Below are 26734 nucleotides of genomic sequence, written 5' to 3'. Positions count from 1 at the left end.
GATGGGATTTGCTTACAGCTCTCGAACTGTGCCGTATTTCGGGGAAATAGAAACTGGAGATGGTTTTTTTATACAGGAATTCAGCGATGATTTACTTGTCGTCATCATTGATGCTCTCGGGCATGGAAGCAAAGCAGCGAAGTTAGCACGCGGCATAGAAGGTTTCCTTGAAGGGCATGGATGTGAAGATGTGGAATGGCTTATTACTGAGATTCACAGATCGTTTCTTGGTTCAATAGGTGCAGCAATCACAATTGTTTTCTTTGACGCTGCTAAAAAGTCAGCTTTTGGTGTTGGAATAGGCAACACGCTGGTTCGCCAGATTGCCAACGAAAAACGTTCGTTCCCTGCTCAACCGGGCATAGTCGGTGAGCTATTGCCTACGCTTCATCCCTTCCAATTTGCCTTCGCCGACGGTGATGTGTTCATGTTCACAACCGATGGAGTCAAAGAAAATATCAACTCTGAACTCTTATCCAATGCTAGTAATGAAACGGTCGAGTATCTATCGTCAAAGTTCATTGAGTCGTTCAGTAAGCCTTATGATGATGCGACGGCGATTGCTGTGAGGTATACAGATGAATAGCCCGCACGCGTTCCGTTTTACGAATGATGACGAGTCTCGCATCGCGTTACGGAGAAAGCTGATCTCAGTACTCGATATCATGGGCTACGACAGGCATTACCGCGACCAAGTGGTGTTTCTCTGTGGTGAAATACTGTTTCAGTTGTTTTCTGTACTGGACTCCATTGAGCTCAAAGTGAAAATACACGACAACGGCATACAGACCTTGTGGTCGTCCGCTGAGGGTAGCGAGTGTCTGCCACGTGTTTCGATCCCTTTACTGTCAATTTCTCAGTCAGAAGATGAGCTTGTTTGGACGTTAAATGCAAACAAGCAGCTCAGCGAAAATGATTTCCTCAATATTAAAAATGTGCTGTCTGAGAAAACACGCGATGATCTCATGCATGAGTTACAAATTAAGAACCGAGAGCTGGCGATTCATCAAGAAGGTTTAGAGGAGGAGATTGAGCGTCGGACACGGGACCTGCAAGCTAGCGAAGCATTATCACGTACTATCATTGAAGGTGCACCTTCTAGCGTTGTCATTTTAGATGCGCATAAAAAGATAGTCTTGTGGAATAAAACGGCTATAGAAACATACGGTTATAGTGTTGAAGAGGCGACAGGTCAGAACTTGTTTGAGCTGTTAAGAGCAGAGCTTCCATTGGAGCTATCTGAGCTACTTTCTCAAGACATCACGATTGAAGACCAAGACAAGGTCAGCGGGGCTTTCTTTGAGGTGCAGACTTACACTCGTGAAGATAAACCGATTCCAATAGATCTTGGTATGACAGTGTTTCTCTTCGATGACGAGTGCCGGATTGCTATGTTTCTTCGAGACGTCACATCAAGAAAGCAGGTCGAAGATGAACTCAACGAAGCTCGAGCAAAAGCAGAAGAAGCGGTTGAGATTAAGTCTATGTTTCTTGCCAACATGAGCCATGAAATTCGCACACCGATGAACGCCATTATTGGTATGTCACATCTGGCACTAAAGACCGATTTAACGCCCAAGCAGCACGACTACATCTCTAAAATCCACAACTCGGCTTCTCTATTGCTAGGAATCATTAATGACATTCTTGATTTCAGCAAAATTGAGGCCGGCAAACTCTCCATTGAAGAGATTGAGTTTTACCTTGATGACGTTCTTCATAATGTCTCCATGGTGACCGGACAAAAGGCATTTGAGAAGGGGCTGGAGCTGCTGTTTGACATACCAAGAGATGTGCCTAAAACCCTGTATGGCGATCCACTAAGGTTGGGGCAAATCATTATCAACCTAGTGAACAATGCCGTGAAGTTTACTGAGCAGGGCGAAATCTCGGTTTCAGTCAAAGTGATCCGATCGCTAGACGACAAAATCGAGTTAGGTTTTTCGGTTAAAGACACCGGCATTGGTATGAGTGAAGAACAGTCGAGTAAGTTGTTCAATGCATTCACGCAAGCGGATGGAAGTACAACGCGAAAATACGGTGGTACGGGGCTCGGATTATCCATCTGTCGTCGATTAGTCGAATTGATGGGCGGCGAGATTTCCGTAGATAGCGAACTCAATGTGGGTAGTACTTTTCGCTTCAACATCTCGGTTGGCGCAGTGATGGATAGTGGCTACACGCCAGTCGTTGTTCCGGATTTGCTCAATCATGTTCATGCGCTGGTTGTTGATGACAATGAACACGCGCTCTTAATTATGGAAGACTTGCTCGACATCTTCCTGTGTAAGCCGACGTTTGTCAGTAGTGGTGAGCTTGCATTGGAAGAGCTTAAGAAAGCGTCCGATGCAGGGCAGCCATACGATCTGGTCTTTATGGACTGGAAGATGCCCACTATGAGTGGCATTGAGGCCAGCCAACAAATTCGTCAGCAAGTCATCAGAGAGCATCAGCCAAAAATCGTGATCGTGACAGCCTATGATAAAGACGATATTTCAAGCGAAGTGGAAGAACTGGATATCGCGGGCTTTCTCTCAAAACCAGTTGGGCAGTCTTACCTGTTTGACTTGATTATGGATTTGTTTGGGCCAACCAACAACCACTCAACGCCTGGTGTGCAATCCCGAAGACATAAACGAGATAAAGAGCTGGACGGACTAAGAGTGTTGCTCGTTGAAGATAATGAGATAAATCAGCAAATCGCTGTTGAGCTAATGGAAGAGAAGGGTATTACGGTTACCGTTGCAAATAACGGTGCCCAAGCGATAGAGACTCTGGAAAAAAGGATTGGCACTTCAGAGATGTTTGAAATCATCTTTATGGATCTGCAAATGCCAGTGATGGATGGTTATGAAGCCAGCACGCGCATTCGCAGTGATGCGCGCTATGATGACATTCCACTGATTGCGATGACTGCCCACGCCATGGTTGAAGAGCGAGAGCGCTGTTTGAATATAGGCATGAATGATCATGTATCTAAACCCATCGACCCTGAACACCTATTTTCTACTATCAAGCGTTGTTGCCAAAATGACTTCACGCAAAATTTTACTCCAATCAGTATTGAAAGTACGGAGCGAACGGAGGAAACATTGGTTAAAGAAGGCGCTAAATCGGTCGCTTCAAGCCTCCAAGAGATTGAATCACTTGATACTAAAAATGGGTTATTGCGGGTTGCCAGTAATGAAGCACTCTATCATCGTTTACTCTCACAGCTAGTAGACAAAGAGTACGATTATGATAACCGGCTTGATATCGCTTTAGACAAAGGAGACTTTGAATACGCAACATTGATCACCCATACGCTTAAAGGGACTGCCGCCAATCTTGGGGCAATTCGCTTGTCCGACATTGCGTCAAGGTTAGAGCAAGAGCTAGGCCGAGGTGAACGCACAGAGTCACTGGAGCAACTCAAGAGTGAGATGTCCGACTATCTCATGCCGTTTTTCAACGCTATTTGTGATGCACTCAATCGCCCACAACCATTGAATACCAAGGACAAGCTCGACAATGACAGTGTAAAAGTTATCCATCAATTAGACTTGCTTCTTCAGGAGCTTGACGCTCGCGCCATCGATTACCTTGACGAGCATTATTTGTACCTCAATACTTTACTAGGGTCGGAGGAGTTCGACACTTGCTGCAAGTGTATTCACGATTGTGATTTTTTGTCTGCTAGTGTCGCCTTGAGAAAAGCAGCCAGCATTTATCCGTTAGATATGGATAAAGTGTTTGGGGGGAACAATGGATGACCACCTAACCAGCGTCTTAGTTGTCGATGATAATGCTGAGAACCGAGTGTTACTCAGTGGCTTACTTAAACCTCACCATCGCGTATTGGTCGCGACGGGGGGCGTTCAAGCGATAAATATTTGCAAGCAGAAGAAACCTGATATTGTTCTGCTGGATGTCATGATGCCTGAAATGGACGGCTATGAAGTCTGTGAACGATTAACTTCGGACCCAGAAACTCATGATATTCCGGTGATTTTTTTGACAGCTAAGTCGCAAATAGAGGATGAACAACGTGGTTTTGCTGCCGGAGCCGTTGACTACATTCTCAAGCCTATCAGTCCACCGATTCTTATCTCTCGCATCAATACTCATTTGAGACTGAGAGGAGCTATGGATGCCTTGGCAGAACAAAATGAAGAGCTTGAAGAGCGAGTTAGAAAGCGAACTCGAGAGCTAGAAATGCTTCAAGATGCGACGATTGGGGCAATGGCATCGTTGGCCGAAACGCGTGACAACGAAACAGGGAATCATATTCGCCGCACACAACACTACGTTAGAGCGTTGGCGGAAGAGTTGGTACGGACAGGTCATTACACGGAGTCTTTGACGCCAGAAGCGATTGAACTGTTGTACAAATCGGCACCACTTCATGATATTGGCAAAGTAGGTATCCCTGACAGCGTATTGCTCAAGCCTGCTCGATTGACTGATGAAGAATTTGATTTAATGAAGTACCACACAACGCTAGGTCGAGCCGTATTAATGACCGTTGAAGACTCAATCGACTTCAAATGTGACTTTCTAACTATTGCCAAAGAAATCGCATATAGCCATCAGGAAAAATGGGATGGCAGCGGTTATCCGGAGGGTATTTCTGGGTTAGATATCCCATTGAGTGCGAGGTTGATGGCGCTGGCTGATGTATATGATGCATTGATTTCTGAGCGGGTTTATAAGCCTGCATTTCCTCATGATGAGGCGGTGGAAATTATCGCAGAGGGCTCTGGAACGCATTTTGAGCCAGTGATTGTCGATGTTTTTCTTAGTATAGAAAGTACCTTCAAAGAGATTGCTTCTAAGTACAAAGATGAAGGTTTTGATGAAGATTCGTTTCAGTTGAAAGCTAGTGGAGAAGAATAATTTCAGGCTTTATTGGTTGTTGTTTTGTTTAACTTGTTGGTAGTAGGTTCAGCGTCTTTTGGCAGCATTAGTGTGTCTGCTCGGAGTTCTCAAAATAGATACGTTTAATCTCTTTAGATTCATGCCTGATGAGCTAACTATCTGTTACACTGAAATTATTAGCAACACGAATAGCAGTAGGTATATGCATGTCTTTTCCTGTCCTTATTTGTGACGACTCCGCGTTAGCTCGAAAGCAAATGGCGCGTTCATTACCTGCTTCATTGAATGCAGATATTACTTTTGCTGTTCATGGCTTGGATGCCTTAGAGCAGTTAGAGCAAAATGATTTCAAATTAATGTTCCTTGATTTAACCATGCCAGAATTGGATGGTTTTGGGACCCTCGAAGAAATAGGCACGCGTGGTATCGATATCCAAGTTGTCGTAGTGTCTGGTGACATCCAACCCAAAGCGAAAGAGCGAGTGATGACGCTCGGTGCAAAAGCGTTTATCCAAAAGCCGATTGATAAAGATGCTCTGAACGCTGTGCTGAAAGAATTGGTTGAAAAACCAAGCCAACCGCAAATAGTGACGCCCGTTACTGTCGATTTACCCATACTTCGCAGACGCGATATTTACATGGAGGTGGCGAACGTTTCCATCGGCCGTGCGGCCGACGCTCTGGCTCGCCATTTTGATGTATTTGTTCATCTGCCCTTGCCGAACGTCAATATCTTTGAAGTGAGTGAGCTTCACATGGCACTGCGTGACTTAGCGGAAAATGATCAGGTCTCAGGGGTGTGTCAGGGGTTCAGTGGTGAAGGTATTGCTGGTGAAGCTTTAGTGCTGTTGAGTGATTCAAGTGTTTGCGACCTTAAGAAGCTTATGAAGGTTCCGGCAGACAGTGAGGAGTTGGAAGAACTGGAACTTCTAATGGATGTCTCAAATATTCTTGTCGGTTCATTTTTGAATGGTTTAGGTAAGCAAGCGGAAGTCCGTTTTTTCCAGAGCTCCCCCGTGCTCTTGGGCCAGCATATTTCAATTGATTCAGTGATTCAGTCCACAACGGGGTCGTTTAAAAAGACTATGACATTTGAGGTCAGCTACAACATCGATGGCACCTCAATCCGATGCGATTTATTGTTTATGTTTGTTGATGAGTCCCTTCCTTTGCTCGACAACAAGTTGTCTTATTTGATGGAGGACTTTTAATGATAAATCTTCCTGCAGAGTTTGAGCAATTCCACTGGATGGTGGATATGGTGCAAAATGTTGACCTAGGGTTGATTGTTGTGGATCGTGAATACAAGGTTCAGGTCTGGAATGGCTTTATGACTCACCATAGTGGCGTTCAGGCTCACGATGCGATAGATAAGTCGCTATTTGAACTGTTTCCGGAGATCCCAGAAGATTGGTTTAAACTGAAAACCAAACCTGTGTATGACTTAGGTTGTCGAAGCTTTATTACGTGGCAACAGCGCCCATATCTTTTTAAGTGTCGAAACGTACGACCTGTGACTCAGCAGGCGGAATTCATGTACCAAAATATTACACTTAATCCAATGAGAACGCCGACAGGCGAAATTCGTTCACTGTTTTTATCGATTCAGGATGCTACTGCGGAAGCACTGGTATCACTCAATCAGCACAAATAGTTCGACGTCAATCTTCAGCAATAAAGCCAGAAATTATCTGGCTTTATTTTTATCTTAGGAGAATCAATGCCTTCACCAACCCCTCTTTACACAGCAGAACAAGTCAAAAATGGTGAGGTTGATGCGGCGAGAGCCAAATCGATCCCCATGTATGAGCTGATGACTCGTGCTGGTCAGGCGGTATTTGATGTCATGATGCATCAGTATCCGGAATGCCAAAAAGTATTGATTGTATGTGGTGGTGGGAATAATGGTGGTGATGGCTATGTTGTCGGCAAACTTGCGTTGGAAGCTGGACTGCAAGTAACACTTTGGCAGGTCGTTGAGGAAACAAAATTAAAAGGTGATGCCTTAACGGCTTATCAAGATTATTGTGCTGCTGGTGGCGATACTAATGAACCGGACTTATCGTCTGAGGTCGATTATGACTGCATTGTCGATGCACTTTTCGGAACTGGGTTGAGTGGTTCCGTCAGACCGGATGGAATCCACCTCATTAACAGGTTAAATCGGGTTAACGCACCAATTGTTGCCGTTGATCTACCCTCTGGTTTATCAAGTAATAGTGGTCAGGTATTGGGGGCGTGCGTAAAAGCCGACCACACGGTGTCGTTCATTGGGCTTAAACAAGGCTTGTTTACTGGACAAGCTCGCGACTATACCGGAGTCATTCACTTCAACGGGTTAGGCGTAGAAGATATCTTTGATCAGCAAAATACTCCTTCTGCTTTGCTTCTCAATAATTTATCCGATTGTGAGCCTTTTGTACCGCGTTTAAAAACCTCACATAAAGGCATACACGGTAAAGTCGTAATCATTGGCGGTAATAGAGGAATGGGCGGTGCAGCTTTGCTTTCCGCTCAAGCATGCTTGAGGAGTGGTTCCGGTCTCACGGCATTGCTCACACATCCAGAAAATACGCTGGCATCTTTGGCGGTTTGTCCTGAAGTCATGGCGTCGTCATGGGAAGAGGGTTTAGTGAATGAGCAGAGGCTAGAACAGTGGTGCGATTGCATTGCTATAGGCCCTGGTCTTGGCACTGATTCTAGCGCGCTGAAGATGTTTCATTCGGTAACTCAACAACCAGTCCCCAAGGTATATGATGCTGATGCACTGAATCTACTCGCTAGCCATGTCCACAAAGACGCGCAGCGAATTTTAACGCCTCATCCGGGGGAAGCTGCGAGGTTACTTAACTGTTCAGTCAGTGAAATTGAGTCTGAACGATTCCTCGCAGTAAAAAGGCTACAGCAGAAGTACGGAGGAGTCGTCGTGCTAAAAGGAGCAGGCACGCTAATCTACGATGGTCAACAAACGTATGTTTGCAACGCTGGAAATCCGGGAATGGCGACCGCCGGAATGGGAGATGTGCTCACTGGTGTCATCCTTGGTTTGTTAGCTCAAGGTGAAAGCTTAACCAGTTCGGCAGTGAAAGGGGTAATGGTTCATAGTCTGGCAGCTGACGTGGATGCTGAAAAAAACGGCGAACGTGGACTTTGTGCAAGTGATTTGCTTCCTCATATACGTCATTTGGTTAACGGAAAATAGATATTAAGATGCCTTTAAGAGACGTTTTACAAAAATTAACGACGTTAACGGTTTCGGTAAACGATTGCTTTCTGGTTTTGATAATCGAGGCTATTGTAGTTAAGTCTTTGTTTACTATGAACTGTTTGAGGTTTGGTGCGTATGGTAGGGAATTAGGTTTGCAAGACTTCAAAATGGTATCACAAAAAAAATGCAATTATCAGTCTTGCGAGAAATAAATCACGACCTATAATGCTGAAAACCGGAGCGTCTGCCAACGCTCCGGTTTTTTTGTGTCCGAAACTCAGTAAAACGTCTGCCAACGTTTACCGAAAACGCACGACACGTAAATTTGCTTACAGGAAAATTTATCATGCGTATCGAACAAGAACTTAAGTTAGGCTTTAAAGATGTACTATTTCGCCCGAAGCGTTCTACTCTTAAAAGTCGTTCTCAAGTTGAATTAACCCGCGATTTTACATTTAAGCATAGCGGTCGTCAATGGTCTGGCACGCCAGTAATTGCAGCAAACATGGACTCGGTAGGCAGCTTCGCAATGGCGAAAGCGCTAGCTGAACATGGCGTAATGACGGCTATCCATAAACATTACACAGTAGAGCAATGGGCTGAATTCGTAAAATCAGCAGACAAGAACACACTGAACAATGTGTTTGTTTCAACGGGCACCTCAGAAGCTGATTTCCAAAAAACAAAGGACATCATGGACCTGAGTGATGACCTTATCTTTATCTGTATTGATATCGCCAACGGTTACTCAGAGCATTTAGTCGAATACGTAGAAAAAGTACGTGCTGCATTCCCTGACAAGGTAATTTCTGCAGGTAACGTTGTGACTGGCGACATGTGTGAAGAGCTTATTCTAGCTGGTGCAGACATCGTTAAGGTAGGTATCGGCCCAGGCTCTGTATGTACTACCCGCGTTAAGACTGGTGTTGGTTATCCGCAGCTTTCTGCAATCATCGAATGTGGTGATGCTGCGCACGGCTTAGGCGGTATGATTATCGGTGACGGTGGCTGTTCTTGTGCTGGTGATGTCGCTAAAGCTTTTGGTGGCGGTGCGGATTTCGTTATGCTTGGCGGTATGCTAGCTGGTCATGAAGAGTCAGGCGGTGAAATTATCGAAAAAGATGGCGAGACATTCATGAAGTTCTACGGCATGTCTTCTCAGTCAGCGATGGACAAGCACTCAGGCGGTGTTGCGAAGTACCGCGCAGCTGAAGGAAAAACCGTACTATTGCCATTCCGTGGCAGTGTTCACGGTACTATCTCAGATATCCTTGGTGGCGTGCGTTCAACGTGTACATACGTAGGCGCAGCAAAGCTTAAAGAGCTAACCAAGCGTACGACTTTCATCCGCGTACAAGAGCAAGAGAACAACGTTTTCGGTAAAGAGAAGTAATTCAACACTTCGGAAAGTTCAAAATAACAAGAGCCGCATTTTGCGGCTCTTTTTTTTTGCCTGAAAATTGTAAAGTGGCGATATCTAAAGGCCAAAAAGCGTGTGGTGGTGTGAGCTTTTGATAGACGAGTAGGAGTTAACGGACTTAACGCAATCTTGCAATCAGGTTATGTTTTTTTATCAAATACACCTCAGTATATTGAATCATTAAACCGAGCAGAGATAAATCTGAGCTAAAACTGCAGCCCGAGCTGTGTAAACTGGAGTCGGAAAAGATGGATATGTCCAGAGTGAGTTGTATTGCATATGGTTTTTGTAATTCCTGTTAGGTAGTTAATGATGTTGCGTATGAGTTTGGGTGGGATTGATGTTAAAGTTGCTCTTTCGAATATTCAAACATCAGGAATGTCGTTTTGAAAAATATCCTTTATTCAATCGTTTGGGTAGCTATATCGTTATTTCTCGGTCATGTCATTACCTCAGTTAGTGGTATACCAATACCTGAAGGCGTTATTGGGATGATGGTATTACTAGCTTTCTTGGCTACAGGGGTATGTGACTCTGCTAGGCTATCCTTCACTAGTAACTTGCTAGTAAAAAACATTCCATTACTGATTACACCTGTATCTGTCGGATTAATGATCAAATGGGACTTAATTGAGTCTAACTTGAGCATACTGTTAGCCAGCGTGTGTGGTGGAACAATGCTGACTCTCGTGGTTATGGCGATTTCAATCAATACTTTTGAGCGAGATAAAGATTAATGTGGTTAATTTTGACGTTGATTACCTATGTAACTGCTAAGCAGATATGTAGGAAATTGGGGCACCCACTTCTTAATCCTCTTTTGTTAGGTGTCTCATTCATTATTGCTGTTTTACTTTTATTGGATGTTCCGTATTCCGAGTATTATGAAGATAATCGACTACTGGGTTATTTGTTGCAACCGGCAATAGTAGTGATGGCTTACCCAATCTTTTCTCAGCTAAGCACAATAAAGAAAAAGGCTCGGTTAATACTTGGGGCATGCTTCCTTGGGGCAATATTCTCGATGTTGTCAGGAGGGCTCATAGCATTATCGCTCGGTGCCGATATTCCATTAGTGGTTAGTGTCTTGACTAAGTCGGTTACAGTCCCTATCGCGATGGCAACAACCTATCAACTAGATGGCGATGCTGCTGTCAGTGCTGTCCTTGTTTTATTTGCTGGTCTCATAGGAGCAATGACCGCTTACCCTATTTTTCATCTGTTGAGGATTAAAGGGAAAATTGCGAGAGGCATTACAATTGGGGCTGCTGCTCATGCATTGGGGACTGCACAAGCTTTAGATAAAAGAAATGAAGATGCAGCGTATAGCTCTTTAGCTCTCGCATTGTGTGGTATTTTTACAGCAATATGTGCTCCCGCAGTAATGGCTTTGATCGTTATGATTGTTTAACTACGAGTTCAAATCTGGAATAACGATCGTGCTTAAATTTCTATCGTTGGTATTATCTTTGACTAGTACAAAATATCAGATGACTGGCTTAGTTAGCAAAGTTATGGAAAATGATGAGTTGATGCTTCACTAAAGGTTAGACATTTTGTTGGCTCTGATGAACGAAATGCCGAACTCTGACGCTCGGCATTTTGTCTGTTTTAAATAACCTACGATACCTAGTCACATGACCGGACAGGTATCAACCTTGTATTTGATGCTAATGACATTGTGTAGGGAGTGAATGTTCCACTTTCGCTAGCTTCAATTTGAATGCAGAGATCTGTTCGGCGCTTCGTTTGGACCTGTAAGACATTGTGAATCCCTTCGCTGTGGTCTGACTGTATCTCATATCTGCTGTTGTCCTTATATAGAGTCATATCGACGGAGAGTAACTTACTGGCATCATCGAAATTTTTGTGTTCCCAGACTAGAGTTGCCTTAAAGTTCTTGTCATTGCTGGCTACTCGATATGATTTCGATCTAGACCACGGGCGCAGCTCAAATTGTTTAGTGTTCTCGTATTCACTGTATGCTTGAGTCAAATCCATGTAACCCCAGCCGCGAGAAGGGCACCAGTTGCCATTAGAATCACAGTACTGAGGAAGATCTTCAGATAACACATTGCGTGAGTTGTTATCTGCACTGTTGATTAGCACGGCTTTTACCAAAGGAGAGAATTTTTGGTATTGGCGGTTGTTTGACTCTTCTAGTGCTTGTCTTACAAGTACCGCGGCGCCAGCAACGTGCGGAGATGCGAGACTTGTTCCTGTCGCAAGTCGTGTAATTGTATCTTCGTCATATTCTTTGTATTCGTCCTCTAAAAATCGGTCTTTGTAAGGCCCTTCATAAGTGTATGCGTTGGGATCTGGCGCTGCGGTTCGAGTGTCATGACCGGGAGCGGCGATATCTGGCTTACGCCTACCATCAGTAGTTGGCCCGCGGCTGCTTGTTGCACGTATTGAATGTTGGCTTCTATCTGTCGTCTTTTCAGTTGGGCCATCTGTTAAGGTGGTGTCTACGTTGGCTACTGTTAAGCCGTTATAGTTATCTCCGGGTTTACTGATGGAATAAGGTTGTGGCGCTTCAGCACTACTACCGTCAGGGTACTTTGAGCCATCATTACCGGCAGATTTTGAAAGTAGAAAATCATTTTCGTAACTGACCGCATCGAAGTATCTTGCCCAAAAAGACCACGTTTGCCACTGGTTTAGTGAGCTTTGTTCTACAGGTGCGAGTATCCGCCCATTACCAAAACTGTAATTAAGTGATACGGCATTATAGTTTGTTAAGTAAGACAAACTCGACATGGTCAGATTAGCGGATTTTAGCTCCCTGAGTATTTGTGCGAACTCGCCATCCCCGTCTGGCAAGAGGGTATCTGAGGCCGAACCCGCATAGCCACTAATCACATCAGCGTCTTTGGCGATACCGTCATGAGGGCTGATTGAAGAATTCCCTGCCATTGCGCCAGCTACAGCGGTGCCGTGAGTACTCCTTAGATGTCGACTGCCTGCTGTTTTTAGCCATTCTCTTTTCATTGGCCAGTTATAATCTTCTCCGCTAATTCCTTCACTCCCCATCACCAACACATTTTTATCAACAAATGCAGGGTGCTCAATATCGGTGCCACTGTCGAGCACAGCCGCAGTGTAACCAGTGCCAGTAATTCCGTGCTCCCAGAAGCTGTTGATATAGGCATCGCCGGGTTGTGTTTCTGAACGAGACAATAGGATTGATTCCACATTAATATCGAGCTCTTCCTCACCTGCTTTTATCGGTTCAATAAGGCCTAGGCTAGCATTTTGTTTTTGGAAGCTCTTAATGTAAGAAAAATCAGAAGGAAACGGACCCACCAAAAATGTGTAGCCCGCCGCTTGGTAGCGGGTATAGAGAAGATCATGGTCAGTATAATTTTTAAAACCTTTTAAATGATTCAAGACAGTAGCTTGGTGATTCAATTTTGATTCAACGTTCTGAATGTCACTTTCAGATGCATCATTTTTGAAAACAAATCCAGTCACGACCCAAGATTGGGGTGCCAACGCTTCAACTTGTGCGGTTTCTGCATGAGTTGGCGCAACAGAACCTGCGACCAACATAGCTGCGAACAACGCAGTGTGTTTTATCATTTTATGTCCTTATACAACAATTGTTTTTGGGTATGGAGTTCCATATGCAATGTTGCCAAGTTTCCTATCGACCTGCGCTGAAGTTTTGACAGAGTGATGTCAAGAAGGGATGAGGTGTGAGTCTATACCCAAAATACCGAGTGCTAATTATTAACTTTATAATTTTATTATGGTTTTCAGGGAGGGTGTAAGCTCATAGCTATAGTTGCCTCTGTAAGTAGCACGAATAATTCAACCAATTATTGAATGCATCTCTCATCATTGATTTAAGACTGAAATCATTTGGCAGTCGGTAAGGTCTACTCGTATATTGGTAAATTGATATGCCAGAGTGGAGTAATAAAAAGCATGTATGAATTTTTAGTACGAGACTTCGATAGCGAAGGTGGATACATAAAAAAGACGACTCTGGACGGTAGGCTTCCACGCAGTCGAGAGGAATCCTATGTACCGTGGGGAGTAACGTTAGATTCTAAAGTCGTTTATGCCAAAACAGGTGAACACACCGGCTTCAATGCGGGTAAGGGAAAATTCCGATTAAAGCCTTATGACACAAACATAAGCCAGGCACGCCGTGCAGAAGCCCAGTCGGTGCTTGGTGTAATGGCACTGAACGTTGCAGAGTATACAGAAGATGCAGTGAATAAGGTTTCAACTGGTATTAAGCAGTATCTTCAGGCTCATAAACGTAATGATTCTGAGGGTGTCACTGAAATGGTCAAAGCACAGATTGGTCATTATTTCTTTACTGGTGGAAGAATGGGATTTGGCCGAATCAGTGAGGAAAAAGCCAAAGATATTTCCGCCTCGGTCATTTGGGAAAAACTGATCCTAGCACTAGATAATGGAACGCTGGAGCAGAAGCTCGCGATTCATGATGCGGTTGGGCGTAAAATTCTGCCAAAACTCAAAGGGCCTGAAGAAGTCAAATACGCGGTGTTAGCTAACAAAGTTCGAGAAGCTTGGTTTGATGACAGCCGCTATCGTGGCCGTCGTAAAAAATCTGGATCAGCAGCACCAGCAAGCACAGTAGGGGGAATTGTTCCTGCGTCGAGTCAGGATATTGTCGGAACCGTTACCCAGAGCCGCAACCGAGGTGTCGATATGTTTGAGCGAGACCCTAATAGAGAAGCTCATGCTACCGCGGATAGCTACTATGATGATGTTGATGTTCGTAACCTCTTATTTGGGGCAGGTATTTCGGGAACAACAGGTACATTGCTTCAAGCAGCGTGCGCGTTTGGTGGTTTGCACACTTGGAATGCTGAACTATGTAAACAATACATGCTGGCGATTGTTGGCTATCTAATTGGAGGCGGGATGCACAGTTTTCACGAGTCTATGGCCATTGCCCAAAAGGCCGGGATTGTAAACTACAACCCTGGGTCATACGTCGAAGTGTTACCAACCTCGTTCCTACACAGTATCAAAGGGAAAGCTTGGGTCGCTAGATATTATGATGTCTCTGTACTAGGTGCGATTCATTGGCGCTATAACTCTGGAAGATTGCCTTCTCACATTCAACGAAGTTTAGTGTTAGATTAAGCCGTTTGCGCTGAGTCAACGACTCACTTGCATGCAGGGGCTTGTCACCTGTCTTTCTGATAGCGTGATGTGATTTTATCTATGTGCTTTCTGGCTGCGCTATTTTCTTTGCTTGTCGCAACATGTAAAGGAATACAACTGAAATGAATCGTGCTGATATGGAAAAGGCCGCGGTTTAGCCGAGCCTTTTCTAATGTGTAGGTCAGCACGTTCTTGTCGACTAATATGGCGTCAACGCGTTGTTTTATCAGCTTTTCGATGCCTTCTTCTGCGCTGCTGACTTCATACTTTTTGAAATTGGTAAGTTGTTCAAAATCGTCACTGTATCGGTAGCCTCTCTGAACACCAATGGTGAGCCCAGTTAAACTTTTATGACCACTATACTGCAGTCGGTTTTTATGTCGACTCAGTACCACTATTTCATTCCAGTAGTAAGGTTGGCTGAAATAAAGAAAGCGCTCTCTTTCTCTTGTTCTCCACGCACCCAAAATGACGTCGTTCTCCATTGTTCGCACGCTCTTCAAGGCTCGATTCCAAGGTTGCAGCTTAATGTCGAGTTGAAAACCTGAATGTTCAAAAATATCAATCAGAATTAGCTGTGCCTTTCCTGTGTCTGGCGCTTCTTGAAAGTAAGGTGGCCATACGTCTTGTGTCCCTTTTACGGTGATTAAGGAACCCTGTGCAAGAAATGGAACAAAAGCCAGTAAAAACAACCTCATACCTTTTCAGCCCCATGTAATGAGTAAACTGTTCTTAAAATAGTAAATAAAATGTTGATTGACTAGTTTCAAGTTGATGCCTATTTCACCAGCTTGATTTTTACAGAACGAAAGAATTCTTATCTTTAGTGCTCTAAATAATAAATTGGAGAATAGCAAAAGTCATAGCGTTGGATGAGTGATTTTTGTGCGTTTAATTAGAGCCTTGTGCCTAAGTGTTTAAGTATTTGGAATTTTCTTATGTGATTGATATTTATGATTTTAATTGTTGGCTGTTCTGCGGGTTGGATGTGTTTTCTGCTTTGTGGATTGATTGGTTTTGACTAAAATGATCGATCGAATTATTAATCAAAATTCTCTAAAATTTAGGTTTAATGTATCGGTTTTGTGAAAAATAGTTTGAGTACTAACTAATTTTCAGGCATTTTATATTTAATTGAACGTTCAATTAAAAAAGGAAATGCGGTAATGCCTAAGGTAGGGATGCCAGACATCAGGAAGCCTCAACTGGTTCAAGCCACCATGGCAGTGATTGATAAAGTCGGCTTGCACGCTGCGAGTATTTCACTGATTAGCAAAGAAGCAGGCGTATCGACGGGCATTGTTAATCACTACTTTGGCGGAAAGCAGGGTTTACTTCATGAAACCATGAGAGAGGTACTTCGCCAGCTTTCTACTACCGTGACCGAGCGTTTGAGTAAGCTACCAAAACATGCCCATCAACAGCGTATTAACGCCATCATTGATGGCAACTTTGTGGGCTATCAAGCTGAAAACAAAGTGGCCAAAACATGGCTAGCATTCTGGTCCTATTCTGTTCACGAACCTGAGCTCAAACGCCTTCAACGCGTCAATGAAAAGCGACTTCTCTCTCACTTGAGAATTGAGTTGAAAGCGCTGTTTGAAAAAGATCAGGCGGAAATTATTGCTCATGGTATCGCTGCCTTGATCGATGGGATATGGCTTCGCGGGACAATGAACCCAGATGGCATAGATGCCGATAAAGCCAGATTGATCATCAATGATTATCTGGACAAACAACTTACTTTCTATTCTCAAAAATAACGAAAAGTCAGAACTATCAAATGGATATGAAATCACTATACATCGATGGCAGCGCATGTAACGCAACATCGGGTGAAAGCTTTATAACTTACAACCCTGCCAATGGCGAGCCGCTCGCTACTATTGGTCAGGCGAGCCCTCAAGACTTAGAGCGAGCGATCGAATCAGCCAAGCAAGGCTTTAAAGTTTGGTCTGCAATGACTCCAATGGAGCGAAGCCGCATTCTCCTTAAAGCTGTTGCAATCTTGCGTGAGCGCAATGATGAGTTAGCCGCCTTGGAAGTAGCTGATACAGGTAAGCCGCTTCAGGAAGCGATTGAAGTAGATATCGTTACAGGCGCCGATGTTATCGAATACTTTGCTGGTCTAGTACCTGGAATGCAGGGTGAGCAGCAACCGCTGAGTGAGAATCAGTTTTTCTATACACGTCGTGAGCCACTCGGCATTTGTGCTGGCATTGGTGCATGGAATTACCCAATCCAGATTGCAATGTGGAAATCGGCGCCAGCTTTGGCGGCAGGTAATGCCATGATCTTTAAACCGTCGGAAGAAACACCGCTGACTGCTTTAAAACTAGCGGAAATTTTCTCTGAAGCAGGTCTACCAGATGGCGTGTTTAACGTTTTGCAGGGAGACCACCGTGTCGGACAAATGCTAACGGCACACCCGGAGATTGCAAAAGTCTCATTCACGGGTGAATCGGGCACAGGCAAACTTGTTATGGCGGATAGTGCCAAGACATTAAAACAAGTCACGATGGAGCTGGGCGGCAAATCTCCGATGGTGATCTTTGATGATGCCAAGCTAGACAATGCGGTTTCTGCTGCGATGGTTGCAAACTTCTATACCCAAGGCGAAGTGTGTACCCATGGCACACGTGTTTACGTTCATGAAGCGATTTACGATGCGTTTGTTAGTCAGTTAAAAGAACGAACTGAAAAGCTCATTGTGGGTAACCCAATGGATATGGACACCCAAATCGGTGCCCTGATCTCCAAAGAGCATCTGGGCAAAGTCTTAGGGGCTATTGAAGAAGCTAAACAAAGCGGCGCGACGCTACTGACGGGCGGTTATCAAGTCAAAGACAATGGGTTGGAGAATGGCAACTTTGTTATTCCGACGGTATTCACCGATTGCACCGATGACATGCCACACGTTCAAAATGAAATTTTTGGCCCCGTTATGTCTGTTCTGAAATTCTCAGAGGAATCGGATGTGATTGAGCGAGCTAACGATACCTCTTATGGCTTAGCTGCCGGTGTATTTACACAAGACCTGTCTCGCGCGCACCGAGTGATTCACCAATTGCAAGCAGGTATTTGCTGGGTTAACACTTGGGGTGACTCTCCAGCTGAAATGCCGGTAGGTGGCTATAAGCATTCCGGTATCGGCCGTGAAAATGGACCGGAAACGCTTCGCCATTACACTCAGACAAAGAGTGTCTTAATTGAACTTGGCGATTACGCCAGCCCTTACGCTTAAGCAGCAACGGAGATAGAAAATGGAGCAACGCTACGATTATATCATCGTTGGTGCGGGTTCGGCTGGTTGTGTACTGGCTGACCGGTTGTCTGAAAGTGGCGAGTATCAAGTGCTTCTGCTTGAAGCTGGTGGCACGGACAAAAGTATTTTCATCCAAATGCCGACCGCACTGTCTTACCCGATGAATACAGAAAAGTACGCGTGGCAATTTGAGACCATCGCTGAAGAGGGCTTGGATGGGCGCAAGCTACATTGCCCTCGAGGTAAAGTGTTGGGTGGCAGCTCTTCAATCAACGGAATGGTTTATGTCCGTGGACATGCCTGTGATTTTGACGAGTGGGAAGAACAAGGAGCAAAAGGTTGGAACTACCAGTCTTGTTTACCTTATTTCCGACGCGCTGAATCATGGAACGGTGGTGAAGATGAGTATCGTGGAGGAAACGGTCCGGTCGGAACCTGTAATGGTAACGACATGAAGCTTAATCCACTGTACCAAGCCTTTATTGAAGCGGGTAAAGAAGCGGGTTATCCGGAAACTTCGGATTACAATGGTTATCAGCAGGAAGGTTTTGGCGCTATGCACATGACGGTGGATAAAGGTGTCCGTGCTTCCACCTCTAATGCCTACTTAAGGCGTGCACTGAAACGTTCTAACCTGACACTGATTAAAGGTGTTGTTGCCCACAAGGTGTTACTGGATGGCAAAAAAGCGATTGGTGTAGAGTTCGAACGCTCTGGAAAAGTCGTCAAGAGTTATGCCAATAAGGAAGTGGTATCGAGTGCAGGCTCAATCGGCTCGGTTCAACTGTTGCAATTGTCTGGCATTGGACCAGAATCAGTACTGAAAAATGCTGGTGTTGAAGTAAAACATGATTTGCCGGGAGTAGGTGAGAACCTTCAAGATCACCTTGAGGTGTATTTCCAGTACCACTGTGAAAAACCGATTACGCTCAACAGTAAACTAGGTCTCGTAAGCAAAGGGATGATCGGTGCAGAGTGGATCCTGACCCGTAAAGGTTTAGGTGCAACCAACCACTTTGAGTCATGTGCATTTATCCGTTCTCGCAAAGGACTGAAGTGGCCGAACATTCAATATCACTTCCTACCAGCGGCGATGCGCTACGATGGTCAGGCGGCGTTTGATGGTCATGGCTTTCAGGTTCATGTCGGTCCGAACAAACCACAGAGCCGCGGAAGTGTAGCTATCACCTCTGCTAATCCAAGTGACAAACCAAAAATCGAGTTTAACTACATTTCAACGGAGCAAGATCGTCAGGACTGGCGTGACTGTATTCGTCTGACCCGTGAAATCCTTTCTCAACCTGCCATGGACGCCTATCGCGGTAACGAAATTCAGCCGGGTGAAACCATAGTTTCTGATGAGGCGATAGATGAGTGGGTGAAACAAAACGTGGAGAGTGCCTACCACCCATCATGCAGTTGCAAGATGGGGGCAGAAGATGACCCGATGTCAGTATTAGATGAGCAATGTCGAGTCCGTGGTATCGAAGGACTGCGAGTTGTGGACTCTTCGATCTTCCCAACGATTCCAAATGGCAACCTCAACGCACCGACCATCATGGTCGCGGAACGTGCTGCTGATTTGATATTGGGTAAGCCTCTGATTGAAGGGAAAGAATTACCAGTATGGATTGCTCCGGACTGGGAAAAAAAACAGAGAACCAAGACACCGAAAAGAGGCGTGTCGTCTATCTCGTAAAGTCAGTAAATATTACAAGGAAATTATTATGTCTATGATGACAAAAACGCTGTCGACTATCGCTCTTAGTACGATGGCAACAGCGGCATATGCCAACCAGTGTGAAACCGTTCGATTTGCGGACGTAGGCTGGACTGATATTACCGCTACAACAGCAGTCACCAGCGAACTACTTAAAGGCATGGGTTACAAAACGAAAACAGATTTACTATCTGTACCGGTCACTTACTCATCAATGGCAAACGGTGATATCGATATCTTCCTTGGCAACTGGATGCCAACCATGGAGGGAGATATCGCTAAATACCGTGAAGCCGGAACAGTAGAGACAGTTCGAGCAAACCTTGAAGGTGCGAAATACACGTTAGCCGTACCTAAATATGTTTATGACGCGGGCGTTAAAAGCTTTGCTGACATAGCAAAAAATGCCGACAAATTTAAAGATCGTATTTACGGCATTGAGCCTGGTAATGATGGCAACCGCCTGATTCAGTCAATGATTGATAGTGATGCGTTTGGCCTTAAAGGTTTCAGCCTCGTCGAGTCAAGTGAGGCGGGTATGGTTTCGCAGGTATCACGAGCGGCTCGTCGCAACCAGTGGATTGTGTATCTCGGTTGGGCTCCACACCCAATGAACAGCAATGTTGATATGGAATACCTAGACGGTGGCGATGACTTCTTCGGCCCGAACTACGGTGGCGCGAATGTATACACCAACGTACGTTCTAACTATCTAAATGAATGTCAAAACGTGGGTCAGCTGCTTCAGAATCTAGAATTTAGCCTAGAGATGGAGAACGAGTTGATGGAAGCGATCCTTAACCAAAACATCAAACCATCAAAAGCGGCTCTAAAGTGGCTGCAAGCGAACCCAGAGCAAGTGAAATCTTGGCTTAAGGGTGTGAAGACTCTTTCTGGTAGTGATGCAGTTGAAGCTGTAAACAACTACGTCAAATCAAATGCATAAAGTGACTAGGTGGGCGTTTTCGCCCACCTAACAATGTAAGGTTTTATTGTGAATTTTATTACCAACAACAAAATCCCTGTGGGTGAATGGATGGAAACGGGCGTCGACTGGCTGACAATGAATGCAGCAGGCTTTTTCGACTCTGTTTCTTATTTTCTTGAAACCATCATTCTTTTTGTTGTCGATATTTTTAAATGGATGCCACCGGCGTTGCCTATTCTTCTTACCGCGGCTATTGCTTGGTATCTACATCGCAGCATTCCTTTAGTGCTGTTTATTATCGGTGCACTTTTAACGATTCTGAACCTTGGCTACTGGCAAGAAATGCTGGAAACCTTTGTCTTAGTATTTGCTGCGACAACGATTTCCGTATTAATTGGCGTTCCAGTTGGCGTAATGGCAGCACATCGTCCGTGGTTATATACCTTATTGAGGCCAATATTGGACTTGATGCAAACCGTTCCTACTTTTGTGTACCTGATACCTACTTTGGTGTTGTTTGGTTTGGGCATCGTTCCTGGGCTAATTTCGACCATCATTTTTGCGATCGCTGCGCCTATCCGCCTGACTTATCTGGGGATTACCAAAGTGCCGGAAGAGTTGATCGAAGCAGGGCAGGCATTTGGTGCCAGCAAAATGAAACTGTTATTCAAGGTGGAACTACCTGCGGCGCTACCAAGTATTATGGCGGGTATCACCCAATGTATTATGTTGTCGCTTTCTATGGTGGTGATTGCTGCTCTAGTCGGGGCAGATGGTCTGGGTAAACCAGTTGTTCGTGCTTTGAATACAGTGAATATTTCTCAGGGCTTTGAAGCCGGTCTCGCTATTGTGCTGGTTGCGATCATCCTAGATCGCTTGTGTAAATCTCCAAATCAGAAGGAAGTGTAATCATGGATGCGATTAAGATTCAGAACCTTGATGTTGTATTTGGTGATCAGCCGCAGAAGGCTTTATCTCTGCTGGATGAAGGAAAAGCACGTCAGGAAATTATCGATCAAACAGGGCAAGTCGTGGGCGTCGATAATGTCACTATGAGTGTAAAAGAAGGCGAAATCTGCGTGTTAATGGGCTTATCTGGTTCAGGTAAATCAAGCCTACTTAGGGCGGTGAATGGCTTGAACTCAATCAGCCGCGGCTCGTTGCAAATCAAGGATGGCGATAATCAGGTCGAGCTCTCTTCTTGCAATGAAGAAACGTTAAGACACCTGCGCACTCATAGAGTATCTATGGTCTTCCAGAAGTTTGCCTTAATGCCATGGCTGACCGTGCTCGACAACGTTGCGTTTGGTCTTGAAATGCGAGGTATGCCGAAAGCTGAACGACGAGCGAAAGCACGTGAGCAGCTGGAAATGGTCGAGCTTTCAGACTGGGAGCACAAGTATCCGCATGAGTTATCTGGTGGTATGCAGCAGCGTGTTGGCTTAGCAAGAGCGTTCGCCATGGACACCGATATTCTCTTAATGGACGAGCCGTTTTCAGCGCTAGACCCATTGATTCGTGCACAATTGCAAGATGAGCTAATCCAATTGCAGAAAAAGCTCAATAAGACGATTCTGTTTGTCAGCCATGATCTCGACGAAGCGCTTAAAATTGGCAACAACATTGCCATTATGGAATCGGGAAAACTGATTCAGCACGGTAAGCCCGAGCAAATCGTGCTAGCTCCAGAAAACGACTACGTTAAAGATTTTGTTTCTCACACGAACCCGCTTAACGTGCTAAAAGGTCGCTCTCTGATGCAACCCGCGAGTGAGTTGGAACAGGAAGACGCGAGATGGCAGATCTGTCCAATGAAGAAAGTCTGGGTTGAAGAACGTAACAACCAACTGCATCTAGACAACAAAGCCGACCTTAAATTGGTCGATTGGCGTGATGATGAGATAAAACTGAGCGATATCGATAAAGAATCTGTGGTGATCGCTAGCCCAGATATTGGTATGCGCGAGGCGATCAAATTAAAACAGCGAAGTGGTCAGCCAATCCTGCTAGTTGAGAACGGTGAGCTAATTGGCGTGTTAGACGACAGCGATTTTTACGCAGGTTTGGTGGGAAAGCACCATAAGCCACAAGCAGCGTAACGGTGGGGGCAGAGAAGAGTAGGTGAACAACGCACAAATCACGGTGATGAACTTACCGCTCTTCTCTTCGTTAACTGTGCCGTTCAGCGAACACTCAAACGAATGAATAATGGCTAAGTTATCTGAGCTTAGCCATTAGAGCTAAACCTCAGTGGCTGAAATTATCGGTGCGAATAAACAGATCAATTTGTTTTGGCACGAAAGAGGTGTAGATCATGCTCGTGTGAGCACTATGAACTTCAATATGATCGGTCATGCCGTCTATCGTGGTTTCTTCAACTGTCACCGTTCCATCCGATAATGTCTGATTCCCCATCATTAACAAGGCTCTGGCTCCTACGGCCATAGTACCAGCAATGCTGCCCAGCTTTTGTGGGAAGCGCCAGACGTCCTCGTGTTCTTGCAGTCCAAAGTCTGCTGCGTTACCCAAGACAGCCCCCATCCCTAAATCTTGAATACGGCTAACAATTGATGCGCCCCGTAAGGGGGAGCCGACGGCCACAACGTGTGAAATCTGTTTTTCGTCTGGTCGTCGAGACGCGAGGTAATGTTTGATTATTAGGCCACCAAGGCTATGGCCGACCAAAACGTTAGGCTCGGTGTGAGAGAGTGCTGAATCTATTGTGCTGAATACTTTATGCTCATCAATAGACACACTGTTGTAGCTAATGGTTTGAGTGTTATAGCCATAAGAGCGCAACTTTTGGCTAAGTGGCTGCATCGCGATTCCGTGCATGTACAGACCATGAAGAATGATTATTTTCATCGGATTCCTCACTACAAAATCTATGTTTTATTTTGCCAACTCTGCTTAATGTAAGCCAGCGACAGATTGGATATTTGATGCTCATCTGACAATAATCGCGCAGTGAGTTAGAGAGAGTACTCAGTGATAAGCCGCTAAATCGACAACGTGGTGTTTAGCGGCAAATGATTAGATCGCCTGATTAAGTGCGAGTGAAACGGAAAGTCTGTAATTTGGTTTGCTGACCATCGATGAATGCGTAGCTGTCGATAGTCCAGATATTGTTTCCGGCGAAGCCAAGCTCAACATGAATGTCTGCTGAATTCATCCCCTCGTAAATAACGTCATTTACATTGGTCGGATAGAAGTTGTAACGGTTTGCTTGTGGTTGAAACTCTCCCGCAAAATTGACTGCGACGGATTTTGCGTTATTAACTAGGTTTAACTGGTAGCCTGCTTCCGGAGTGAAAGAGAACTCCGCGGTAAAGTTGATGCCTTGTTCATTAACTAAGGTCACATCGGCTTGAGTGGTTCTTGCGAGTTTGCCCTCTGCATTAATTGGCTCTACACCAGAAAGTTCCTGATGATGGTTTTGGATGTTTACATTCCAGTTTCCAACAAAGTTATCCAACTGCTCCCAATTTTGTGTTTGGCTGCTGTCGTTATTCCCGTTGGCTATATTAGCGATGGCTTGATCCCTGCTTTCTGAACGAATCCCTTCGCGGTTGTTTTGAATGTCAGCTGATGCACCAGTAACGCCACCGGCGACCCCTCCGGCCACCGCGCCTTTCATTGCGAGTTCAGCGTCACCCGTTAAGGCCCCAAGTGTTAAACCAAGAAGCGCACCGCCAGCAGCCCCTTGTTTTGTGAGCGCGTTTGGATCATCTTCGCCCGGGGTGACACAACCAGCTAAAAGAGGTAGAGAGATTGCCGCAGCTAGTGAGGTCTTTAAAAATGTATTCATAATACCTGCCCTAAAAAACATCGTTCAAAATGACTAGGACAGACTATCTATGAAATGTCAGAAAACGGTTATGAACAGTGTTCCATTGTGTGTCGAGATGTTTCTTTTATAGGCAGGAAGTAGGCTTTAGTAGGGTAGACAATAGGTGCCTACCCTAAAAGTATTTGTATTAAATATAGATTTTGCTTTTTGAGTATAGGACAGCGTCGCCAGACACAATTACAGACTCGTCTTGCACATGGCAATAGAGTGTTCCACCTCGTTTTGAAGCTTGGTAGGCCACGAGATTGGGTTTGCCAAGTTGCTCAGCCCAGTAGGGAGTCAGTCCGGCATGAATGGAACCCGTGACAGGGTCTTCACAATCACCAACATCGGGCCAAAAGTAGCGAGAGACAAAATCATATTGTTGGCTTTTGGCTGAAACCACTAAGTCATAAGGTGCCAGCTTTTCTAAATATTCACGACGAACCTGAACCTCAATGATATCTTGTTCACTCTCATAGAAAGCGAAATAGGCCTGTGGGCTTTTTAGTACTTGGCTTGGTTGAATAGAAAGTGCTTCCATCACTTCCGGTGGTACTTCAGATTCGATTGGCTTCCGATTTGGGAATGTCATTAATATTCGCCCAGACAGGTCTTTTTCAACTTCTAGTGAGCCTACATGTCTTGTTTCAAACTCGATTTTTCCATTCAGAGCGAAAAATTGATAAAGCACATACGAGGTGGCGAGTGTCGCGTGGCCACAAAAGTCGACCTCTGCGACGGGAGAAAACCAGCGAATCTCATATCGGTTAGCACCTGTGGGTTTAACAAAAGCAGTTTCAGAAAGATTATTTTCGGCTGCAATGTTTTGCATTATTTCATCGCTGAGCCAATCAGCTAAAGGAACTACTGCAGCGGAATTCCCTTTAAAGCGTTGAGTTGTAAATGCATCGCAGGTGAACATCTCCAGTTCCATACTTCTCTCCAATCATTTTTGCGAATGTGTTTTGAAACTATATTCTCATGGTCGATCTTTTGTAACGGTTTACACACTGTGAGTGGGAGTGCCTTCGCAAAGGATAATACTTTTGTTACATGCTGTTAATAGGAACTGGGACGGGCGCAAGAATTAGAGAGGGGGGAAGTTAGGCAGCACAGCATGATGAATGTACTGCCCAAGTTGTTATTTGAAGTTAACCAGAGATTCCCTAGTCAGTTCTTGAATGTTTTTCGCGCCAGTAAGTGTCATGGCAACGCGCATTTCTTTTTCGTACAGATCGAGAAGGTTTTCTACGCCTGCCTGTCCCTGTGCTGCAAGTGCATAGATGTAAGAACGGCCTAGCATGGCACAATCTGCACCCAAGGCGAGCATTCGGACTACATCCAGACCAGTGCGAATACCAGAATCAACAAAGATCTTCAGATCCCCTTTTACGGCATCAGCAATGCTTGGTAATGCTTTAGCTGATGACATAACACCATCTAACTGGCGACCTCCGTGGTTGGAAACCACAATGCCATCAGCGCCAAATTTAACGGCATCTTTTGCGTCCTGCTCATCTAGAATTCCTTTGATGACCATGGGGCCATCCCAGAAGTCACGAATCCACTCTAGGTCTTCCCATGAGATGGAAGGGTCAAAGTTTTCACCTAACCAGCCAATGTAGTCTTCGAGCTTCGTTGGCTCACCGCGGTAGGTTGAAATGTTGCCTAGATCGTGCGGTTTACCAAACAGGCCGACATCAAATGCCCAAGAAGGATGACGCATTGCTTGAAAGACTCGTCGCATTGCGGCATTTGGTCCGCTCATACCAGAATGCATATCACGATAGCGAGCCCCCGGCACTGGCATATCAACCGTAAAAACGAGTGTTGTGACTCCGGCTGCTTTCGCGCGTTCAAGTACGTTTTTCATGAACCCGCGGTCTTTCAAAACGTAGAGCTGAAACCACATAGGTCTTGCGAGCTCTGGTGTGACTTCTTCAATAGGGCAGACGGACACGGTCGACATCGTAAATGGGATGCCTTTGTTTTCCGCTGCAATAGCGGCCTGTACTTCACCACGTCTCGCGTACATACCAGTTAGACCAACTGGGGATAGAGCAATAGGTAGAGCGAATTTTTCACCAAAGATTTCGGTTTCCAGATTCAGATCAGACATGTTTTTGAGAACACGTTGTTTGAGGGCAATATCCGCGAGATCTTCGGTATTGCGTCTCAACGTGTGCTCTCCATAAGAACCACCATCAATATAGTGGAATAAGAACGGCGGAAGTTTAGATTTAGCCGCTTTGCGGTAGTCTGTTGAAGCTGAGATGATCATAAATTCAGTCCTACATTTACATATTGGGGGCCTAGATAAGGCTGGAACGACATCTTTTTTAGATTAAAAAGGCGT

The 26734-nt window shown here is 45.0% G+C and carries 22 protein-coding genes; 16 read left to right on the top strand and 6 right to left on the bottom strand.

Annotated features, from left to right (window positions below):
- Nucleotide 1: 1 nt before the first annotated feature.
- The 9 genes from VIC_RS16670 to VIC_RS16630 all read left to right on the top strand — a co-directional run bounded on the left by VIC_RS16670 (nucleotide 2) and on the right by VIC_RS16630 (nucleotide 10896).
- Nucleotides 2-586, top strand: coding sequence for a PP2C family serine/threonine-protein phosphatase (locus VIC_RS16670; protein ID WP_006961239.1), 585 nt, complete (start codon nucleotides 2-4; stop codon nucleotides 584-586).
- Nucleotides 579-3752: a PAS domain-containing hybrid sensor histidine kinase/response regulator gene (locus tag VIC_RS16665; protein ID WP_006961237.1), complete on the top strand. Its 3174-nt coding sequence runs from the start codon at nucleotides 579-581 to the stop codon at nucleotides 3750-3752. The genes VIC_RS16670 and VIC_RS16665 overlap by 8 nt, the downstream gene beginning before the upstream one ends.
- Entirely contained in the window at nucleotides 3745-4875 is a 1131-nt protein-coding gene (locus VIC_RS16660; protein WP_006961235.1) for a response regulator, read from the top strand. The genes VIC_RS16665 and VIC_RS16660 overlap by 8 nt, the downstream gene beginning before the upstream one ends.
- Nucleotides 4876-5063: 188 nt before the next feature.
- On the top strand, nucleotides 5064-6068 hold the full coding sequence (locus VIC_RS16655) for a response regulator (protein ID WP_006961232.1): 1005 nt from the start codon (nucleotides 5064-5066) through the stop codon (nucleotides 6066-6068).
- Nucleotides 6068-6511: a PAS domain-containing protein gene (locus VIC_RS16650; RefSeq protein ID WP_006961230.1), complete on the top strand. Its 444-nt coding sequence runs from the start codon at nucleotides 6068-6070 to the stop codon at nucleotides 6509-6511. The genes VIC_RS16655 and VIC_RS16650 overlap by 1 nt, the downstream gene beginning before the upstream one ends.
- 66 nt (nucleotides 6512-6577) lie before the next feature.
- On the top strand, nucleotides 6578-8059 hold the full coding sequence (locus tag VIC_RS16645) for a bifunctional ADP-dependent NAD(P)H-hydrate dehydratase/NAD(P)H-hydrate epimerase (RefSeq protein ID WP_006961228.1): 1482 nt from the start codon (nucleotides 6578-6580) through the stop codon (nucleotides 8057-8059).
- Nucleotides 8060-8411: 352 nt separating this feature from the next.
- Nucleotides 8412-9458: a GMP reductase gene (locus VIC_RS16640; RefSeq protein WP_006961226.1), complete on the top strand. Its 1047-nt coding sequence runs from the start codon at nucleotides 8412-8414 to the stop codon at nucleotides 9456-9458.
- Between the two features lie 413 nt (nucleotides 9459-9871).
- Nucleotides 9872-10222 (top strand): CidA/LrgA family protein, encoded by a 351-nt coding sequence (locus VIC_RS16635; protein WP_157622143.1) that lies wholly within the window; start codon nucleotides 9872-9874, stop codon nucleotides 10220-10222.
- Nucleotides 10222-10896 (top strand): LrgB family protein, encoded by a 675-nt coding sequence (locus VIC_RS16630; RefSeq protein WP_006961222.1) that lies wholly within the window; start codon nucleotides 10222-10224, stop codon nucleotides 10894-10896. The genes VIC_RS16635 and VIC_RS16630 overlap by 1 nt, the downstream gene beginning before the upstream one ends.
- Before the next feature lie 218 nt (nucleotides 10897-11114).
- On the opposite strand, the gene VIC_RS16625 is transcribed toward VIC_RS16630, so the two are convergent.
- Nucleotides 11115-13067, bottom strand: a complete 1953-nt coding sequence (locus tag VIC_RS16625; protein ID WP_006961220.1) for a S8 family serine peptidase — start codon at nucleotides 13065-13067, stop codon at nucleotides 11115-11117.
- Nucleotides 13068-13415: 348 nt separating this feature from the next.
- Between VIC_RS16625 and VIC_RS16620 the strand changes: the two genes are divergently transcribed.
- The gene (locus VIC_RS16620; RefSeq protein WP_006961218.1) at nucleotides 13416-14612 is read left to right on the top strand and encodes a hypothetical protein; all 1197 of its coding nucleotides are present in this window, start codon (nucleotides 13416-13418) and stop codon (nucleotides 14610-14612) included.
- 44 nt (nucleotides 14613-14656) lie between these two features.
- On the opposite strand, the gene VIC_RS16615 is transcribed toward VIC_RS16620, so the two are convergent.
- Entirely contained in the window at nucleotides 14657-15331 is a 675-nt protein-coding gene (locus VIC_RS16615; protein ID WP_006961216.1) for a substrate-binding periplasmic protein, read from the bottom strand.
- 468 nt (nucleotides 15332-15799) lie between these two features.
- Between VIC_RS16615 and betI the strand changes: the two genes are divergently transcribed.
- The 6 genes from betI to choV are packed head-to-tail and all read left to right on the top strand — an operon-like array spanning nucleotide 15800 to nucleotide 22645.
- Complete coding sequence (gene betI, locus VIC_RS16610) at nucleotides 15800-16396, top strand: transcriptional regulator BetI (RefSeq protein ID WP_006961215.1); 597 nt, start codon at nucleotides 15800-15802, stop codon at nucleotides 16394-16396.
- 20 nt (nucleotides 16397-16416) lie between these two features.
- Nucleotides 16417-17877, top strand: coding sequence for a betaine-aldehyde dehydrogenase (gene betB / locus VIC_RS16605; RefSeq protein ID WP_006961213.1), 1461 nt, complete (start codon nucleotides 16417-16419; stop codon nucleotides 17875-17877).
- Nucleotides 17878-17896: 19 nt separating this feature from the next.
- Entirely contained in the window at nucleotides 17897-19597 is a 1701-nt protein-coding gene (gene betA, locus VIC_RS16600) for a choline dehydrogenase (protein WP_006961212.1), read from the top strand.
- A gap of 28 nt (nucleotides 19598-19625) precedes the next feature.
- Nucleotides 19626-20564 carry a choline ABC transporter substrate-binding protein gene (locus VIC_RS16595; RefSeq protein WP_006961211.1) on the top strand — a complete coding sequence of 313 codons (939 nt, stop codon included), beginning with the start codon at nucleotides 19626-19628 and terminating at the stop codon, nucleotides 20562-20564.
- Between the two features lie 48 nt (nucleotides 20565-20612).
- Nucleotides 20613-21455 (top strand): choline ABC transporter permease subunit, encoded by an 843-nt coding sequence (gene choW / locus VIC_RS16590; RefSeq protein ID WP_006961210.1) that lies wholly within the window; start codon nucleotides 20613-20615, stop codon nucleotides 21453-21455.
- Nucleotides 21456-21457: 2 nt separating this feature from the next.
- Nucleotides 21458-22645: a choline ABC transporter ATP-binding protein gene (gene choV, locus VIC_RS16585; RefSeq protein ID WP_006961208.1), complete on the top strand. Its 1188-nt coding sequence runs from the start codon at nucleotides 21458-21460 to the stop codon at nucleotides 22643-22645.
- Nucleotides 22646-22793: 148 nt separating this feature from the next.
- On the opposite strand, the gene VIC_RS16580 is transcribed toward choV, so the two are convergent.
- The 4 genes from VIC_RS16580 to lldD form a co-directional block, all read right to left on the bottom strand.
- A complete protein-coding gene (locus tag VIC_RS16580) occupies nucleotides 22794-23411 on the bottom strand; it encodes an esterase/lipase family protein (RefSeq protein ID WP_006961206.1) in 618 nt (205 codons plus the stop codon).
- A 181-nt stretch (nucleotides 23412-23592) separates the two neighbouring features.
- Nucleotides 23593-24354 carry a hypothetical protein gene (locus VIC_RS16575; RefSeq protein ID WP_006961204.1) on the bottom strand — a complete coding sequence of 254 codons (762 nt, stop codon included), beginning with the start codon at nucleotides 24352-24354 and terminating at the stop codon, nucleotides 23593-23595.
- A 169-nt stretch (nucleotides 24355-24523) separates the two neighbouring features.
- Nucleotides 24524-25312 (bottom strand): PhzF family phenazine biosynthesis protein, encoded by a 789-nt coding sequence (locus tag VIC_RS16570; protein ID WP_006961202.1) that lies wholly within the window; start codon nucleotides 25310-25312, stop codon nucleotides 24524-24526.
- A 207-nt stretch (nucleotides 25313-25519) separates the two neighbouring features.
- Nucleotides 25520-26659 (bottom strand): FMN-dependent L-lactate dehydrogenase LldD, encoded by a 1140-nt coding sequence (gene lldD, locus VIC_RS16565; protein WP_006961200.1) that lies wholly within the window; start codon nucleotides 26657-26659, stop codon nucleotides 25520-25522.
- Nucleotides 26660-26734: the final 75 nt, after the last annotated feature.

It is taken from the genome of Vibrio coralliilyticus ATCC BAA-450, assembly GCF_000176135.1.
GTDB classification, from domain to species: domain Bacteria; phylum Pseudomonadota; class Gammaproteobacteria; order Enterobacterales; family Vibrionaceae; genus Vibrio; species Vibrio coralliilyticus.
The sequence above is the reverse complement of the archived record's forward strand: the minus strand, read 5'-3'. Positions and strand labels throughout refer to the sequence as shown.